General features: G+C 29.5%; 17 protein-coding genes. 2 read left to right on the top strand and 15 right to left on the bottom strand.

Annotated features, from left to right (window positions below):
• Nucleotides 1–50 precede the first annotated feature (50 nt).
• The 10 genes from ACTG44_RS02500 to ACTG44_RS02455 form a co-directional block, all read right to left on the bottom strand.
• Nucleotides 51–299 (bottom strand): hypothetical protein, encoded by a 249-nt coding sequence (locus ACTG44_RS02500; RefSeq protein ID WP_021382937.1) that lies wholly within the window; start codon nt 297–299, stop codon nt 51–53.
• Between the two features lie 16 nt (nt 300–315).
• Entirely contained in the window at nt 316–1,623 is a 1,308-nt protein-coding gene (locus tag ACTG44_RS02495; protein WP_021382934.1) for a M20 family metallopeptidase, read from the bottom strand.
• A 62-nt stretch (nt 1,624–1,685) separates the two neighbouring features.
• Nucleotides 1,686–2,165, bottom strand: a complete 480-nt coding sequence (locus ACTG44_RS02490; protein WP_021382928.1) for an L-2-amino-thiazoline-4-carboxylic acid hydrolase — start codon at nt 2,163–2,165, stop codon at nt 1,686–1,688.
• Between the two features lie 46 nt (nt 2,166–2,211).
• Complete coding sequence (locus tag ACTG44_RS02485) at nt 2,212–3,060, bottom strand: PTS system mannose/fructose/sorbose family transporter subunit IID (RefSeq protein WP_479921204.1); 849 nt, start codon at nt 3,058–3,060, stop codon at nt 2,212–2,214.
• Entirely contained in the window at nt 3,060–3,815 is a 756-nt protein-coding gene (locus ACTG44_RS02480) for a PTS mannose/fructose/sorbose/N-acetylgalactosamine transporter subunit IIC (RefSeq protein ID WP_021383017.1), read from the bottom strand. Before ACTG44_RS02480 ends, ACTG44_RS02485 begins: the two co-directional genes overlap by 1 nt.
• Nucleotides 3,816–3,841: 26 nt before the next feature.
• Entirely contained in the window at nt 3,842–4,330 is a 489-nt protein-coding gene (locus ACTG44_RS02475) for a PTS sugar transporter subunit IIB (RefSeq protein WP_479921203.1), read from the bottom strand.
• A 17-nt stretch (nt 4,331–4,347) separates the two neighbouring features.
• Nucleotides 4,348–4,749, bottom strand: a complete 402-nt coding sequence (locus ACTG44_RS02470; protein WP_021382931.1) for a PTS sugar transporter subunit IIA — start codon at nt 4,747–4,749, stop codon at nt 4,348–4,350.
• A 2-nt stretch (nt 4,750–4,751) separates the two neighbouring features.
• Nucleotides 4,752–5,249, bottom strand: coding sequence for a PTS sugar transporter subunit IIB (locus tag ACTG44_RS02465; RefSeq protein ID WP_021382954.1), 498 nt, complete (start codon nt 5,247–5,249; stop codon nt 4,752–4,754).
• Nucleotides 5,250–5,272: 23 nt separating this feature from the next.
• Nucleotides 5,273–5,677 carry a PTS sugar transporter subunit IIA gene (locus tag ACTG44_RS02460; protein ID WP_044212440.1) on the bottom strand — a complete coding sequence of 135 codons (405 nt, stop codon included), beginning with the start codon at nt 5,675–5,677 and terminating at the stop codon, nt 5,273–5,275.
• A gap of 230 nt (nt 5,678–5,907) precedes the next feature.
• Nucleotides 5,908–8,475, bottom strand: coding sequence for a sigma-54-dependent transcriptional regulator (locus tag ACTG44_RS02455; RefSeq protein ID WP_479921202.1), 2,568 nt, complete (start codon nt 8,473–8,475; stop codon nt 5,908–5,910).
• A 165-nt stretch (nt 8,476–8,640) separates the two neighbouring features.
• Between ACTG44_RS02455 and ACTG44_RS02450 the strand changes: the two genes are divergently transcribed.
• Nucleotides 8,641–9,384, top strand: coding sequence for a PHP domain-containing protein (locus ACTG44_RS02450; protein ID WP_479921201.1), 744 nt, complete (start codon nt 8,641–8,643; stop codon nt 9,382–9,384).
• A gap of 805 nt (nt 9,385–10,189) precedes the next feature.
• Here the strand turns inward: ACTG44_RS02450 and rlmD are convergent.
• Genes rlmD through ACTG44_RS02435 form a run of 3 tightly spaced genes read right to left on the bottom strand, consistent with a single transcriptional unit; the run spans nt 10,190 to nt 12,620 of the window.
• Nucleotides 10,190–11,545 (bottom strand): 23S rRNA (uracil(1939)-C(5))-methyltransferase RlmD, encoded by a 1,356-nt coding sequence (rlmD, locus tag ACTG44_RS02445; RefSeq protein ID WP_479921200.1) that lies wholly within the window; start codon nt 11,543–11,545, stop codon nt 10,190–10,192.
• Between the two features lie 23 nt (nt 11,546–11,568).
• Nucleotides 11,569–12,291 carry a pseudouridine synthase gene (locus ACTG44_RS02440; protein ID WP_021382969.1) on the bottom strand — a complete coding sequence of 241 codons (723 nt, stop codon included), beginning with the start codon at nt 12,289–12,291 and terminating at the stop codon, nt 11,569–11,571.
• Nucleotides 12,291–12,620, bottom strand: a complete 330-nt coding sequence (locus ACTG44_RS02435; protein WP_021383005.1) for a DUF1904 domain-containing protein — start codon at nt 12,618–12,620, stop codon at nt 12,291–12,293. The genes ACTG44_RS02440 and ACTG44_RS02435 overlap by 1 nt, the downstream gene beginning before the upstream one ends.
• Nucleotides 12,621–12,812: 192 nt before the next feature.
• Here ACTG44_RS02435 and fba point away from each other — a divergent pair, with 192 nt between their 5' ends.
• Nucleotides 12,813–13,739, top strand: a complete 927-nt coding sequence (gene fba, locus ACTG44_RS02430; RefSeq protein ID WP_021382993.1) for a class II fructose-1,6-bisphosphate aldolase — start codon at nt 12,813–12,815, stop codon at nt 13,737–13,739.
• A gap of 278 nt (nt 13,740–14,017) precedes the next feature.
• On the opposite strand, the gene ACTG44_RS02425 is transcribed toward fba, so the two are convergent.
• Together ACTG44_RS02425 and ACTG44_RS02420 are read right to left on the bottom strand one after the other, a co-directional pair.
• Complete coding sequence (locus ACTG44_RS02425; RefSeq protein WP_021383016.1) at nt 14,018–15,649, bottom strand: sigma-54 interaction domain-containing protein; 1,632 nt, start codon at nt 15,647–15,649, stop codon at nt 14,018–14,020.
• A gap of 482 nt (nt 15,650–16,131) precedes the next feature.
• On the bottom strand, nt 16,132–17,169 hold the full coding sequence (locus tag ACTG44_RS02420; RefSeq protein ID WP_021382901.1) for an electron transfer flavoprotein subunit alpha/FixB family protein: 1,038 nt from the start codon (nt 17,167–17,169) through the stop codon (nt 16,132–16,134).
• Between the last annotated feature and the right edge of the window lie 16 nt (nt 17,170–17,185).

Below are 17,185 nucleotides of genomic sequence, written 5' to 3'. Positions count from 1 at the left end.
TATTTCATTAGCCTTATCTAATTTATCTTTAGTAAAATTAGATAATATCTCTAGCTTTTTTCTGATTTTTTAATAATTTTACTAAGTGCTGCTATTTCTATTCCTATTTCCCCAGTTCTAGGTATACCTACCCCTAATGCATACTTCATTATGTTCATACTTAAATAAAGTTGAATTTGTTTTATCTCTCCTTTTATCTGTTCTGAAGCACGGAAAATTGCATATACTATAGCTATTGTTACAGTACATCCTTCTGCAGAAACAACCTCTATTTTTAAGATATCTATATATTTGCACATAATATCTCTTATACTTTTACAATTCTAATAGTTTTATTAAAGCCAATGTATATATCTCCATATTCTTTCGTATATGCTCTATCGATACTCTTTCATCTACGCCATGACCGCCAGTTTTATGTGCTAAGAACTTAGGTCCAAACGCCACCATATCTTTAAACCAACTTGCATATGTACCACCACCCATAGCAATTGTATATCCATTTTCATCTGTTATTTCTTCATAGGCTTCTAATAATTTTTTAAGTACTAAATTACTTTCATCAACATAATGTAAGTCTTTATGAGCGATAACCTTTATTTCCCAACCGTTACAAAAAAACTTTTTAAATCTATCTATTATATTATTTAAAGCTATATTTTTGCCATACCTTATATCTAGTTCACATATGATTTTTTCCTCATTTACTTTTAATATTCCTAAATTTAAAGTAGTGTTTTTGAATACCTCATCATATTGATTAATTCCCAATGCATCTCCATAATAGTCACTACAAAGGTATTTTGAAACTAATTCTATATCTTCTCTATACTGAAAATCTATATTATCTTCAACTATCTTTATTACCATTTTAGATATAGCATTTTCTCCCTTTTCAGGATTACTTGCATGCGTAGCTACTCCTTGAGTAGTCAACTCTGAAATAATTCCATTAATAATTTTTACAGTACAATAAGATGGAACAACATTTTCTTTAGTTCCTCCCCTCACTATTATGTAAGGTTTACTTTTATCAATTTTAATATCTTTTTCTATCCTTATATGAACTCTTCCTTTTTCTCCATTAACCACTGGATACATAGCATCTGGAGTAAATCCCATACTTGGAATTTCTTCACCTTTATCTAGATAATGCTTGATACACTCCATACCTGTTTCCTCATTTGTACCAAAAATTAATCTTATCCTTTTATTAATTGTAGGATAGGTGTCCTTTATGTTTCTCAATACATGTATAAGCATAGATACAGCGCCCTTATTATCTATGGCACCTCTTCCATAAATAATATTGTCAATTACTGTTCCCGAAAATGGATCTACACTCCACCCATCTCCTGGCGGAACTACATCTAAATGCATTGGAATTCCTATTAATTCTTCTCCTTTTCCAATTTCTGCATATCCAATATAATTATCAATATTTTTAACGCTAAAACCCAAACTAGAACAGTAATCTAAAGTTTTCTCTAAAGATTTTTTAAGCCCTATACCAAAAGGACATTGTGAAATAGGTTCACCTTGTTGTGTATCAATTTTTATTAATTCTTTTAGGAATTCTACTGTTCTATTTAAGCTATTATCTACACTTCTGCTTATATCCATAAATCGACCTACTTTCTGTTTTTTTAAAGCCTGTCCGTAAGGACAGGCTTTTACATTAAAAACTATTTTTTTGTAAATACTAATTCGCAAACTTCATCATCATGAGCACATTTTTGAGCAAACTCTAATCTAACACCTTGTGCACAATCAACTCTTCCATAATCACCATAGCAAGCTAATCTACAAATTTCTTTTCTTTCTTCTTTGTTTAATCCATATTCTTTCCAAGAAGCATCTAATGGACAGTGATGGAATTTTAGAACTCCATTTTCATCTGTATTTTCTACTAATTCCATTTCAAACACTTTTTGTCCTTTACTATTATATAACATTTCTGCCATTTTTCCTGGAGTATCTGCTACGTTATATTTTTGACCTCTCATTTTGCCAAATCCATATATTGCTTCTTTACATATATCATCTGGATTAACTCCTAACTTTTCAGCTTCTTTCATAAGAAGATAGAACCATACTGCTCTTTCTCCTGTTGCACCTCTAATTCCTTCTAAATATTCCTTTTCTGTATACATTTTTTCTGACATTTCTTTCTCCTCCTAAAATTAAATTCTATATTTTAATCATTGTAAATTAGAATATTCCAATGAATGATCCTATTAATGCTACTACAACTAAAATTACTAACAACTTAGTTATTGTCCACTTCTTGTATTTCATCCCCCAATATACGAAGAATACAACACCAAGAGGTAATAAACCTGGAGCAATCATGTTTAATGTATCTTGAACAACAATTGCTTTACCACCAATATCAAATGATAATGGAGTTGAAAGCTTAACTGTAGTTGCAGACAATGCTCCCATCATAAACATTCCTAGAATTGAAGCCCCATCAATTATCTTATTAACAATGCCACCTGATAGAATTTTCTTAATTGAATCTCTACCTAAAGAATATCCTAAATGGAATAAGTAATAGCCTTCGCAAAATAGTAATATACTAAACATTATTGGGAAAAATGCACCTATAACACTTCCTTCTGCACCAAATGAAGCACCTAAAGCTAGGAATATTGTTTGAAATGTACCAAAATCTAAAGTATCTCCAATTCCAGCCAAAGGTCCCATAAGACCATTCTTAACACCTGAAATAACTTCTCCTGGGATTTTTCCTTCAGTAGCTTTTTCTTCTTCCATAGCTAAAACTGTACCGTGAATTAACCCTCCCCATATAGCTTGAGTATTAAAAAATTGTAAGTGTCTCTTTAATGCATCTACTAAATCTTCTTTTTTCTTATACAACTTCTCTAAAGCTGGAGTGAAACTTGCACAAACTGCTAATGCTTGCATTCTTTCAAAAGAGTTAGATAATTCTGCTGTCCACCACCATCTTAGATATGTTTTTGTTACATCTTTTTTCGTAAGTACTCTTATCTTATTAACTTCAGTTGTACCTTGTTCATTTTTAATATCTTGCATTATACTTCACCTACCCTTTTATCTTCTTTCATAAATGTAACTAAAAGAGCTATACAAACACCAAATATTGCAGCTGCAGTAATTGATATTTTAAAATATTGGACCATAAAAAATCCTATAATAAACATTGGTAAGAATTTATTTTTACCTATAGTAAATATTGTTGTTGCAAAACCTAATGCAGGTAATATACCACCCATTACTGTTAATCCATTCATTAACCATTGTGGTATAACATCTAATAATGATTGAACTAAATCTGCTCCAAAAAAGTTACATACAAAAACTATTGGAAATCTTAAAAAAAATCCAAATATTAAAGAGTAAAGTGTTGCGCATCTCCAGATACCTTTTGTATTACCTACTTCAGCATACTTATCTGCCTTATGAACTAATACAGCATTACCAGTTCTTCTTAAGTTATTAACTAATACTCCTATAACACCTAAAGGTACTGCAATAGATACTGCAACTTCTGCATTAACACCAGTTTGAAGTGCTACTGGTATTGCAATAAGAGCAGCTAAACATTTATCAGATGGAATATTTCCTCCTGCTGCAACCATTCCTAGATAAACCATTTCTATACTTGCACCAACAATCATACCAGTTGTTACATCCCCCCAAAGTAATCCAAGACTAAAACCTATAAATAAAGGGGACTTTAGTGTTGAGAAAAGGGTATACCCTGCAAGACCTGCTGCAAACCAATACCATAATCCTGTTACAATTGCCAACATCAAAACAGATTCCATTTATAATTCCTCCTTATTTAGAATTTTTATTTAAATTTCTTTAATGCATTTTCATATGTCATAGATGATTCCTCTGGTATAACTTGTAGAACTATTTCAATCCCATCTTCATTAAGTTTATTTAATTGTTCTACATCTTCAGTTCCTAATGAAACAGCTGTAAATACCATCTTCTTTCCTGCTTCATTTGGAATGCCTCCTAATTGAATCTTTTCATATTTAAGTCCAGCCTTATACGCTTTACTTGCCATATCAACGTTCTTAAATAGAATAAATATATTTTTATCTCCTAAAGTATTGTTTTGGAATGCTTTTCCTGCATCTTCTGCTGTTAAAATAGATACTTCTACTCCTGATGGTGCTGCCATTCTATATATGTCAGCCATAAATTCATCTTGACCTAAAAAGTCATCAACTATTATTATTTTTTGAGCTTGAGCGATTTTCACCCATTTTGTTATAACTTGTCCATGAATTAATCTGTGATCTACTCTTACTAATGTTATTTTTGACATTATATCCACCTCATAATTTATATTTTTTTAAATTCTTTAATTAAATCTACACAAAGGTTATTATTTTTTTTGACGACTCTTTCTGGTAATGTATGTACTTTGTCTTCTTTGCTTAATTCTTCATCTACGATTAAAATTGTTTGTAAGCTAAGTCCATTTATTGCATCTATCCCTCTTCTTATAGCAACAGCTATTGCAACACTTGATGTAGAACCCCCATACAAATCTGATATTATAATTTTCACATCTTCTTTATCTACTACTTCTTCAACCTCTTTCATGAATACAGAAACATCTTTTTCAGAGCTTAGTGATAAAACTTCATATTGATTTGACAATCCAAAATTTTCATTCGCTTCTTCTACTAATACCTCTCCCCAAGTTCCATGGCAGAGTATGATTGCCTTATATTTATTCATTGCTAAACAAACTCTCCTTTATAGTGATTAATACTTTGATTTAATTCTACTTCATCATCATCAGGTACCATTTGAATTGATACATTAATATTTTTTTTAATAAATTCATTTATTAAAAAAAACTCTTTTTTATTAATGTATACATTTTGAGATATTTTCTTTTTTCCTATCCCTGTAGGTATTCTTCCAATAATAAGTTTTTTAATATCAATTCCTTCCTCTATCATTCTATTTGCAGTATCTAAGTTTTTAATTAATACAAAAACGTTATCATCGGCTTGGTTATTATAAAAATACCTCCTTGATTCACTTACAGCTAATATTGATAAATCAATATTCTTTGGTGCTGCCATTTTTATTAAACCTTTAGCAATAACATCATTGGTTGTTTCATCATCTACTACTACTATTTTTTTAACACCTAGATGCCTAACCCATTTATATATCACTTGACCATGTATTAATCTATCATCACATCTGCAATATTCCACTAAAGACATTTTTAATCGAACTCCTTTTTATATTACATTGAGCTAAGAACTTTATTAATATTGTTTATACCAGTTTTTCCCGCTTCAATACATGCATCTGCTAACTCTTCTAGACTTTTCCCTTCTCTATTAATTAAAGCTTCAAGTAGCATTGGAAGGTTTACTCCAGTAAGTGCATGAAAGTTTCCACCTTTTTTAAGGTTTAAACTTGCAACATTACTTGGTGAACCTCCTAATAGGTCAGCTAATACTAAAACTCCGTCACCTTCATCTAATTCATTTAACTTTTCTACAAAATTTCTATTTAAGTCTTCAATATTATCATTCCTATTTAGTTTAATTGCTGCTGTTCTTTCTGCTGGTCCTGCAATAAGTTCACAGCTTTTTATAATTTCTTCACTAAAACTCCCATGAGTCATAACTATTATACCTATCACCAATCTCACCTCACTTTTTTTGTCACTTTTTATATAAGCAATTACCATGCCAATGTATGTGTATCAATAACAAATGGCTATTTTGCAAGATTTAATCGACCCTTTTTACTTAATTTATTAAAAAAACTTACTCTTTCAATATGTATCAAAATCTTTTTCAAACCTGTATCAAATCTGTATCAAAAAAAAGTAAAAAAAAGATAGCCTTTTGGCTATTTTTAAATTTTGTATCAACTTTTGAATTTATCTGTATCATATTGTGATTCAAATATATCTAATATATTTGCATACTCCATATCCGAAATAATTATATCGAATGTCTCTTCTACAAGCTTAAAATTTTCTTTTATAACTAAATATAATTCTTTACTTCTACTAATTCTTTCTTCATATGATTTATAAACTAAAGACTCTTTTATTATTATTCTTTCAATCATACATGAACAATGAAATATAAACTTTACTAAAAGCTCATCTTGAATTACTAAAGAATAATGTTCACTAATCCTATTAATTACTTCTTTTAATATAAAATAAGCTTTCTCCCCATTTAAAAAGGTCAATGTCTTACTAATATTATCAATTAGTAATCTATCAAAATATCTAGCACCATTATCTTTTTCAGCATATGTAATTTCCATATCTCCATAATGTTTCTTTATAGATTCTATAATATTAAAATATAATTTCTCTAATGTCATTTCGGGAGTTAGAGCCTTTCTAGTTGCTTCTATTACAATAGGTGTACTTACCATATCTATTGCTTTTACTTCTTTTCCAGTAGCATCATGAATAACTTTAGCAAATGTTAAAATAGATCCCATGTCAGTTAGAATTAAAATTCCTTTTCCTTTATCAATTTCATTGGCTATTTCTACAGCTTGGACTAAAATATCCTGAACTCTATCTTCTAACCCCATATTGATTGCCACTGCATGGTTACAATCCAGTAAAGTATTAGCTACATTCACCATACTAGATGCTGTAGATTCACCATGCATTATAACTAATATCGCTATACTCTCCTCATTTAATCCCACATAAGATAAATAAAGAAATGTTGCTAAAAAAATTGCTTCATCTTCTGGAAAGTCAACTCCATACATTAATGACATGTTAGATAAGATTTCTTTTGCTATGTCATATTCATATGCTCTTTCCTTCATAATTTCATCTTTATTAGGATGCTTTACTATATTCCCAATCTTTATTCTTTCAATTAAATTCTGAATATGTAAGGCTATAGCTTTTATTAATTTATCTAATCCTTCTTTTCTACTCCATTTATCATGCTTTTGTAAAATATACTTCACAGTAGTTGCAATTGAATCATTAACAATATTGTTATAAGCTGTTTGATTACTACTATTATATATAAAAGTATTCATTAAATTATAGGAATACTTCTGTATATCTTCATCTATAAAGCTTCTAATTTGTGACTCTTTAATACCTTCTTGTTGAAGTTTATCCCAAGTTTCTTTTATCATTCCATAGAAATCTAAATCATATTTTTTATTTTCTATTAATAAATTTTCACTTTCAAAATTCTTTTCTTCTGGTAAAAAAATAATATCATCTTTCCCAATAAAACTAAAGTTCTGTACAAACTCCTCTTTTCTGTTATTTCCATACAATGACTCTCTAATATTGTTTGGTAGAAGAGAGAGTTTTACATATACACATTCCATTTTATAGGTCATATAGTCTAAAAAAGCTCTTGCACAAATTAATTGTATGTCGCTTTTTAATTGTCCTATATTTCCCTTACACTTATATAAAATAAATGCCTTAATAACTTCTTTTGAAACCTTTAACTTAACACCAATCCTAATACTTTCTTCTTTAAAAAAATAACATATAAGCTTCATTCTCTCTTGAAAGCCTCTTTCCTCTAAAGACGGAATCTTTATAGTTACAGGTATTCTTCTTAAAAACGTTTCCAACATTGCTGTCTGTGGATCTTCTGTAGTAGCCGCAATTATCATAACCCTACACTCATGTACCTTATTAGCTTCTCCTAACCTTCTATATATACCTTTATCCATAAGCAGAAATAACATTTCTTGTCCCTCTGCAGATAACCTATGAACTTCATCTAAAAACAATATTCCATTATTAGCTTCATGTACAATACCATACTTATCTTTATCAGCTCCAGTAAATGCCCCTTTTACATATCCAAAAAGTTGCGCTAATAATAATTGCTGATTATCAGAATAATCAGCACAGTTAAATATAATAAATGGTGCATTATCATTATCTTCTTTTATAGTTAAACTATACTTATACATATATTCTGCAAATATAGATTTACCAACTCCTGTAGGTCCTATTATTAATGTACTCAATCCCTTAGGTGGATATATTACTGCTGCTTTAGCTTGCTCTATCTGAGACTTTAAACTTCCGTCATACCCTATTAAATTAAAAATATTGTTCTCTTTTTTTATGCTATCTACAATATACTCATCTTTGACAGAATCATTCTCACTATATTCGTTTACAGAGTTAATATTATCAAATATCCCTTTATTTAGTTTCTTTCCTAAAATACTCTCAATACTTTCTTTATATAAGTACTGAACAGGTTTTCCCTTTATCTTTATAATAATACTTTCTTTTATTAATTGATTTAATTCCTTACTAGCATTACTTCTATTTATACCTACTTCAGTAGCAATATATTCTGCATCAAATCCAAATCTAATACCATTATTAAGGTTCAAGTGTTCCTCTGTTAGCCTTTTCAAGCAAATTAAAACTTTTTCTTTCCTTGATAGCCTCTTTTGTATCATAGTTGACCTCCCCCATAAGCAGTAATACTGTTAAATATTTATTATTAAGCTTAATTCTACAATATTTTAATATTTTTGTCTAATTGTGTAACTATTGATTTTATTTCTGGTTCGTTTTATAATATAAATTACGTTACCCTCATCTTTTATAGAGGAGGAATTTATATGAATTTTTTATCAGATTTACACACCCACTCTATAGTCAGTGGTCATGGCTATAGCACTTTGTTAGAAAATATTAATTATTGTAAAGAGAATGGAATTAAGATACTAGGTACATCTGAACATGGTCCTAAGATGCCTGGTTCTCCCCACAAATGGTACTTTCACAACATTCAAAATATCCCAAGAATCATAAATGACATTATAATCCTAAGAGGATGTGAAGCAAATATACTAGACACTGAAGGAAACATAGACCTAGAACCCTTTGTCATTCCTCGATTAGATTATATTATCTTGTCATTTCACGAAGCCGTTTTTTCACCAAATACATTAGAGAATAATACTAAAGCCTTAATAAATGCAATAAATAAGCATGATAATATTGAAATATTAGGTCACCTTGGAAACCCAAACTACCCAATCTACTATGAATTAATCATTAAATTAGCCATGGAAAAGAATATATTAATAGAAATAAATAATTGTTCTATCAAAGGTGTGTCAAGAAGTGGTAGCTCGGATAATTGTAAGTATATTGCTACACTTTGCAAAAAATATGGTGCTAAAATCATACTAACTTCAGATGCTCACATTTGTTTTGATATAGGTAACTATGAGTATTCTGAGAATATCTTAAAAGAAATTAATTTTCCAGATGAATTAATAATGAATTATCCTAAAAAACTTGTTAATCATTTTCATCAAAAAGGTAAATTGCTAGATGTTGATTATACAAATATTTAAGTAATAATACATGCTTGCTTTAACTCTTATAAAAATCTTAATACTATTTATATTAATGAAATGATGAAATTATAATGAAGATGATATTTGATAAACTAATAAATTAGGACATTTCTAATAAAATATATATTATTGGTATTGATGGTTTAGGAGAAGCAGATAAAAGTACACTTGCTAACTCGCTAAAATTACAATTTCAAAATTTGAATTATTCTTCTTACATCCTACGCATTTATGATTTTATACATCCTAAGTTCATTAGGTACAATAATTCTAAAGAAGAGTGAGATTGTTATTACAATATCCAATGGAAATATAATTATTTACCAAATGAAATTTTAGTTTCTATAAAAAATGAGGATAAAATAGTATAAATAAAATGATAGATATATAAGTAATTTAGAAGATATAAAATGTAAATAGTAAAATAGGTACTTCTCCACTTAAGAAAAAATACCTTGGAATATTATCCTATTGAAAATGCCAATCTCATATTAACTACAGATAGACTATAATTTATGTATTTGTCTACTTTTTATGTGCTTACAAAAAGGTACTATACTATCAATGTTTTAGTATAGTACCTTAAGTGAATATTTATAGTGTAAATTAAATTTTTTCATCTATATCACAAGTAATTATTTACTATTACAAATCTATTGTATAGACTTTACTCTAAATTAATTTGGAGTCTGGAAATATTTTTAAAAGCATTGTAGAATAAATTTGCCACTGAAAAATAATTATGGTGGCAAATCGATGGCAAATCCCCCTTTATAACATAATTAAAACAGCTAGAACTCTGTTATTCTCTAATAAGTTTAACTACAGTCTCGCAATGAGGCGTATTCGGGAACATATCCATACACTTAACCATCTTAATCTCATAACCATATCCCTTAAAATCAACCAAATCAACAACCAAAGACTTCGGATTACAAGAAATATAAACAATCTCCTTAGCGCCAAATCCACAAATATCCCTAATAGCATCCTTATGAATACCTGGTCTAGGAGGGTCAACAATAATCAAATCAGGCTTGTCCTTCAAATCCTTAACAACCTTCGCCACATCTCCAGCAATAAACTCACAATTAGTAAGCCCATTCAACTTAGCATTCTCATTAGCCGCAACAACAGCTTCCTCGACTATCTCAATACCATACACCTTCTTAGCTGCACCAGCCATAACCTGTCCAATAGACCCAGTCCCACTATACAAGTCAAACACAACCTTGTCATTGTAATCTCCAATAAAATCTCTAGCGATACTATAAAGAACCTCGGCTCCCTTAGTATTAGTTTGGAAAAATGAGAATGGAGAAATCTTAAATTTAAGACCTAAAATTTCTTCTTGTATATAATCTCTTCCATACAATACTCTTAACTCATCACATTGGACTGCATCTGCTAAACCATCGTTAATAGTATGAAGTATCCCTACTAACTCAGCTTTGAAATCAATCCCTAAAAGCATCTCTTTAAATTCGTTCATGTCAAAATCTTCTTGAGAAGAAGTTACTATATTAACCATAATCTCATTAGTATGAATCCCTTTTCTAACCACAAGATGTCTCAAATATCCTTTATGATTCATTGTTCTATAATAAGGAAGCTCTTTTTTATTAAAAAACTCTACACTAGAAACTAATATCTTTGAGAAGTCTTTATCAACTAACATACACTCCTCAACAGTTTGTATATCTATATGCTTTCCTTTTTTATGAAGCCCTAATGTCAAAGGTCCATTTTTTACTTCATCTCCAAAAGTATACTCCATCTTATTTCTATAATATTTGTTTTCTGGACTTCCTTCTATCCCTAAAAATTGAAATCCAAATAAATCTTGCTTTAAGAATAAATCCATAACTTGCTTTTCTTTTATTTCCAATTGCTTCTCATATGGTACTGATAGTAATGTACATCCTCCACACTCTCTAAAATGCTTGCAAGCTTCTTCAGTTTCAAGTGGTGAGTACTCTAATAATTCTATCATCTTAACTTCGGCTTTCTTACTTCTAACTTTTTTAACACCAGCTCTTACCTTTTGACCATTTATTCCACCCTTCATGTGAATAACTCTATCTCCAATTTGGCCTAATGATGTACCACCAAATTCCATTTTATCTATTTCAAATTCTACAATATCCTTTTTCTTCACAAACCTTCCTCCAATTTATTATATTATCTTTCTTCAATCATCTTTACTTCTTCATCTGTTAACTCTCTATACTCACCCAGTTCTAAACTCTCATCCAATTTCAAATTACCCATAGACAATCTTTTTAAGTATACTACTTTTTTACCCACACTTTCAAACATTCTTTTTACTTGGTGAAACTTACCTTCATGTATTGTAAGTTCTATCTCTGATTCATCATCGCTCTTTAATATATTTAACTGAGATGGCATAGTTTTATATCCATCATCAAGCACTACACCTTCTACAAAAGCTTCTACATCTTCTTCAGTAACTACTCCGTCAATTTTTGCATAATAAGTCTTAGGCACATGCTTCTTAGGAGATAAAACTCTATGAGAAAGCTTTCCATCATTAGTTAAAACTAATAATCCCTCTGTGTCTTTATCTAGCCTACCAACAGGAAATGGTTCAAAGGCTAAGTATGATAAATCAATTAAATCTAAAACTGTTGGGTCGTATTTATCAGTAGTTGCCGATATATATCCATCTGGTTTATTCATCATTAAATATATATATTCTCTATATACAACTTCTTCTCCATTAAATAATATCTCATCATTTTCAGTGTCTACTTGAGTTCCTGGATTTGAAACTTCACTTCCATTTACTACTACAGACCCCTGCTTACAATATTTCTTTATTTCACTTCTACTTCCATAACCTAAGTTTGAAAGAATCTTATCTATACGTTGCTTTTTAGCCATTAAAAATGTTCTCCATTCTCATAATATTTTTCTTTTTCAAATACTGTAAATGCTAAATCCATACTTTCTACATCTAAATTATTTCTTATACTATCAGTTATTATTCTTGCTACTATATCTTGTACTTCTTGTCCTCTATCAAACCAAGCTACTTCAACAAAAGGATATACATCTGCTATTTTGCCATCCCTTATTGCAACTGACTTTATACATTCTATCTCAAAATAATCCCTTGGACATTTTACAGCTTCAACTAAATCATCTATCATTTTTTCACTTATTTTGCATATATCATTCTCATGAATTCCTCTTATTTTTATCTGTGGCATGGTTAAGTCTCCTTTATCTTAATTCTTCTTAAAATGCTTATATTCTTTCTTATTTTACCTAATCCTATTATCTTATATTTAACATTATACTTGTAATTTATAGTTATTACAATTTACTATATACTTTTTTTGATTTAACGTTATAATATAAGTGATGGGTAAATTTTAAAAGTTAATAGGAGGAGTTTTAAAATGGCATTAATTACTACAAAAGAAATGTTTAAAAAAGCTTACGAAGGTGGATTTGCTATAGGTGCATTTAACATAAGTGACTTAGAACAATTACAAGGTGTTTTAAAAGCTGCTAAAGCTAAAAACTCTTATGTTATGATACAAGCTTCTATGTCAGCTGTTAAATATGCTGGACCTCATACATTAGTTGAAATGGTTAAAGTTGCTTCTGATGAAATAGGTGTAGACGTAGCTCTTCATTTAGACCATGGTCCAAATATGGATGCTATTAAAACTTGTATTGATGCTGGTTTCTCTTCAGTTATGATAGATGGTTCTCATTTTGACTTTGAAGAAAATGTTAAAATAACTAAAGAAGCTGTTGAATATGCACACTCTAAAGGTGTTGTTGTTGAAGCAGAACTTGGTGTTTTAGCTGGAACAGAAGATGATGTTACTTCTGATGTTCACAAATATACTCAACCAGCTGAGGCAGTTGAGTTTGTTGAAAGAACAGGAGTTGATTCATTAGCAATAGCTATAGGAACTTCTCATGGTGCTTTCAAATTCAAAGGAGAAGCTAAATTAAGATTTGATATACTAGAAGAAATCCAAAGCAAGTTACCAGGCTTCCCAATAGTTCTTCATGGTGCATCTGCTGTTGACCAAAATGCAGTTGCTACATGTAATGAATTTGGTGGAAATATAGCTGGAGCTAAAGGTGTACCTGTAGAAATGTTAAGAAAAGCATCTTCTATGGCTGTTTGTAAAATAAACATGGATACTGACTTAAGACTAGCTATGACTGCTGCTATCAGAAAATTCTTAGCTGAAAATCCAAAAGAATTTGACCCAAGAAAATACATTGGTGCTGGTAGAGATGCTATACAAGCTGTAGTTGAAAGCAAAATAGATGATGTTTTAGGTTCTGCTAACTCTATAAACTAATATAACTTTTAAATATTTATAAAAGAAAAGAGATGACTTATAGTAATTAAATTTACTTCTAAGCCATCTCTTTTAAGTTGTATATATCTTTATATATAAACAAAGAAATAATACTATAAGAATATTTATTGAATGTTTATGTGCTAATACAAAAAAATATTACTGGAATCAAAACTTCCAGCAATATTTAATAATAAAAAATATATTTACATAAATCTATGTACATTTTCCTAATAAGTTATATCTTATCAATTCTAATTACCTTACTAAACTAATAACTACACATGAATGTGTCCACTCTTTATCTTTCTATGAATGGTAGAAGGATATATACCTATAACTTCAGCAGCCTTTGTTATTGAACCATACTTATTTATAGCTTTACTTATCATCATCTGGTCTACTATTTTATATGCATCATTAAGATTCATAATTCCATTTACCACTATTGGTGATAAATCATCTGTTTCATTATCAATCATATCTAGGTTTATAAGCATATTAAATTCATCTTCTCCAATTATATTTTTAGCTGATAAAACTACGAATCTTTCAATGATATTTTTCAATTCTCTTATGTTACCTGGCCAAGAATATTCTTCCAATAATTCAATAACCTTAGGTGAAACTTCTACTTCTCTATTATACTTTTCATTGTAAAGTTTTAAGAAATAATTTACTAATGGTACTATATCTTCTTTTCTCTCTCTAAGTGGTGGTATTTTTACTGGGATAACACTCAATCTATAGTACAAATCTTGTCTAAATTTAAGGTTGTTTCTAAGGTCTTCATGAGAAATATTAGTAGCACTTATGTACCTAACATCTATCTTTATAGGTTTGCTACCACCTATTCTAGTAATCGTATTTTCTTGTATAACTCTAAGTAATTTTTTTTGCATCTGCATTGGTAACTCACCTATCTCATCCAAAAAGATAGTTCCACCATTTGCCTCTTCAAAAAGTCCCTTTTTACCTTTTTTCTTAGCTCCAGTAAAAGAACCTTCTTCATATCCAAAAAACTCTGATTCTAATAGTTCATTTGGTATAGCTCCACAGTTTATTGCAATAAAAGGCTTTTCCCTTCTCGAACTATACTTATATATCGTTCTTGCTATTATTTCTTTTCCTACACCTGATTCTCCATTTATAAATATAGAAGAATCAGAAGCTGCAGCTCTCTTTACAACTTTTTTTATGTTGTCCATAATCTTACTTTGACTTATATACTCTGTATCCTCTGACATATCACTATATCTTATCTGAGATTCAAGCTTAATGACCCTTGAAATATCTCTTCCTGTAAGTACTCCTCCTGTAAGTTTTCCTTTAGAGTCCCATCTTGGAACTGCTGTATAGGCAATAAGTTTTCCATCAGGGTAAACGATATTTCTATAAATCTTTTTCTTCACTTTGAGCATATTTAATATTATTGGTTCTTCTACTAATCCTTGTCTTACAAGGTCTGTTATATTTCTACCAAGTACTTCAGTTCTTTTAAAAGGTAATATCTCATCACTAACATTATTCATCTTTTCAATTACCCCATCTTTGTTAAATACAACGACAACTTCATCTATATGTTCTATTATATCCTCAACTACTTTATCCGATATTACAGATTTCTCAAATAAATAAACTATAGTATTTTCATTATTATTATCTTTCATATTGTATATATGTGCAGTCATTCTTAATTCTCTGAAAGCTATTTTCTTTTTACTCTCTGTCAGAATTTCTTTTTTGTCAAAGTTAGAATCTAATTCATTTATATTTTTAGGCTTTTTTATATCTAGAAAACTAAAAATACTATCTATTAGATGATTACAATATATTATTTCGCCTGATTCCTTACATAAAATAGCTGGATTTTCTACATGTTCTATAAGCCCTATTAAGTTATTATCCATTAATATTCGCACCTTTCATTAAGTAATTTATTGAACTACATACAAAATTTATTGTTTGCTTACAATAAATACCATTAGCACATACAACCAACTCCTTGTAATATTTGTCTTTTTAAATAGCTTTCTTCATTAAAATGTAACTAAGATATAATTTTAATGATTATAGTTTGTTAAAAATTTCATTTTGCTTTTAATTGTATTTTATCACACATTTAGTAATTATTTGTCTATTTAGTACAATTTAATTAAATTTAAGATTTATTTTAAAAAACAAAGATAATCCTTATAGAATATAACTCACATTTTGTAAGCAATACACATATAAGGATTATCCAAATTATCTTGTATTATAAAATTTTATTCAAACAGACTTTTTAATAACTGACAAATACACACTAGCAATAACTTATCAAAGGGTTAATAATTATGTTACTAACTAATAAGACTTATTCAATCAGTAATATTTATATAATTTGTGTCTATTAAGCTTTTATAGCTTCTAATAAATCATCAACGCTATCTAATTTATCTATAAGCATTGGTACTATTTCATGTAAATCTCCAACTACTCCATAATCAGCGATTTCTAAAATTGGAGCTGCTGGGTTTTTGTTTATAGCAATTATGAAATCTGATGATTGCATACCTGCTAAATGTTGTATTGCTCCTGATATACCACAAGCTATGTATAGGTTTGGTTTAACAGTAGTTCCTGTTTGACCTACTTGGTGAGAATGGTCTATCCATCCAGCATCTACAGCTGCACGAGAAGAACCAACTACTCCACCTAATTTGTCAGCTAATTTCTTAAGCATTTCAAATCCTTCTGGTCCACCTAATCCTAAACCACCTGATACTATAACATTTGCATCTGTAAGAGATACTAAATCTTTTTTAGTTTTAACTGTTTCTAAAACAGTAGTTCTTATATCATCTTGAGTTATTTTATAGTCTAATGCTATAACTTCACCAGTTCTTGTTTCGTCTTGTTCAGCTTTATCCATAACACCAGGTCTAACTGTAGACATTTGAGGTCTATGGTTTGGACATATGATTGTAGCCATTATGTTTCCACCAAATGCTGGACGAGTTTGTTTTATTTTCTTATCTTCTGGGTCTATTTCTAACTTAGTACAGTCAGCTGTTAATCCAGTTCCAACTCTTGAAGCTATTCTAGGTGCTAAATCTCTACCTATATGAGTTGCTCCGAAAAGCATTATTTCTGGTTTTATTTCATCTATTGCATCTTTTATTACTTTTGTATATGCATCAGTTGTATATTTTTCTAAAAGAGCATCATCTGCAACATAAACTTTATCTGCTCCAAAAGTGATTAACTCTTTAGCTAATCCATCAACATCTTTTCCTAATAATACTGCACAAAGCTCAGCATCTACTTCTGTAGCTAATTTTCTTCCTTCTCCTAATAATTCGATAACTACTGGAGCTATTTTTCCTTCTCTTTGTTCTGCAAATATCCATACGTTTTTATAAGAACTTAAATCTTTTATATCATTCATAGTTTGTACTCCTCCA

It is taken from the genome of Clostridioides sp. LIBA-2809 (genome assembly GCF_056688965.1).
This window is presented reverse-complemented; position numbering and strand designations above follow the sequence as displayed.

Bases quoted from the DNA above. Each gene is read 5' to 3' on its own strand.
- ACTG44_RS02500 (WP_021382937.1), bottom strand. From the start codon at position 299: ATGTGCAAATATATAGATATCTTAAAAATAGAGGTTGTTTCTGCAGAA.
- ACTG44_RS02495 (WP_021382934.1), bottom strand. From the start codon at position 1,623: ATGGATATAAGCAGAAGTGTAGATAATAGCTTAAATAGAACAGTAGAA.
- ACTG44_RS02490 (WP_021382928.1), bottom strand. From the start codon at position 2,165: ATGTCAGAAAAAATGTATACAGAAAAGGAATATTTAGAAGGAATTAGA.
- ACTG44_RS02485 (WP_479921204.1), bottom strand. From the start codon at position 3,060: ATGCAAGATATTAAAAATGAACAAGGTACAACTGAAGTTAATAAGATA.
- ACTG44_RS02480 (WP_021383017.1), bottom strand. From the start codon at position 3,815: ATGGAATCTGTTTTGATGTTGGCAATTGTAACAGGATTATGGTATTGG.
- ACTG44_RS02475 (WP_479921203.1), bottom strand. From the start codon at position 4,330: ATGTCAAAAATAACATTAGTAAGAGTAGATCACAGATTAATTCATGGA.
- ACTG44_RS02470 (WP_021382931.1), bottom strand. From the start codon at position 4,749: ATGAATAAATATAAGGCAATCATACTCTGCCATGGAACTTGGGGAGAG.
- ACTG44_RS02465 (WP_021382954.1), bottom strand. From the start codon at position 5,249: ATGTCTTTAGTGGAATATTGCAGATGTGATGATAGATTAATACATGGT.
- ACTG44_RS02455 (WP_479921202.1), bottom strand. From the start codon at position 8,475: ATGATACAAAAGAGGCTATCAAGGAAAGAAAAAGTTTTAATTTGCTTG.
- ACTG44_RS02450 (WP_479921201.1), top strand. From the start codon at position 8,641: ATGAATTTTTTATCAGATTTACACACCCACTCTATAGTCAGTGGTCAT.
- ACTG44_RS02440 (WP_021382969.1), bottom strand. From the start codon at position 12,291: ATGGCTAAAAAGCAACGTATAGATAAGATTCTTTCAAACTTAGGTTAT.
- ACTG44_RS02435 (WP_021383005.1), bottom strand. From the start codon at position 12,620: ATGCCACAGATAAAAATAAGAGGAATTCATGAGAATGATATATGCAAA.
- fba (WP_021382993.1), top strand. From the start codon at position 12,813: ATGGCATTAATTACTACAAAAGAAATGTTTAAAAAAGCTTACGAAGGT.
- ACTG44_RS02425 (WP_021383016.1), bottom strand. From the start codon at position 15,649: ATGGATAATAACTTAATAGGGCTTATAGAACATGTAGAAAATCCAGCT.
- ACTG44_RS02420 (WP_021382901.1), bottom strand. From the start codon at position 17,169: ATGAATGATATAAAAGATTTAAGTTCTTATAAAAACGTATGGATATTT.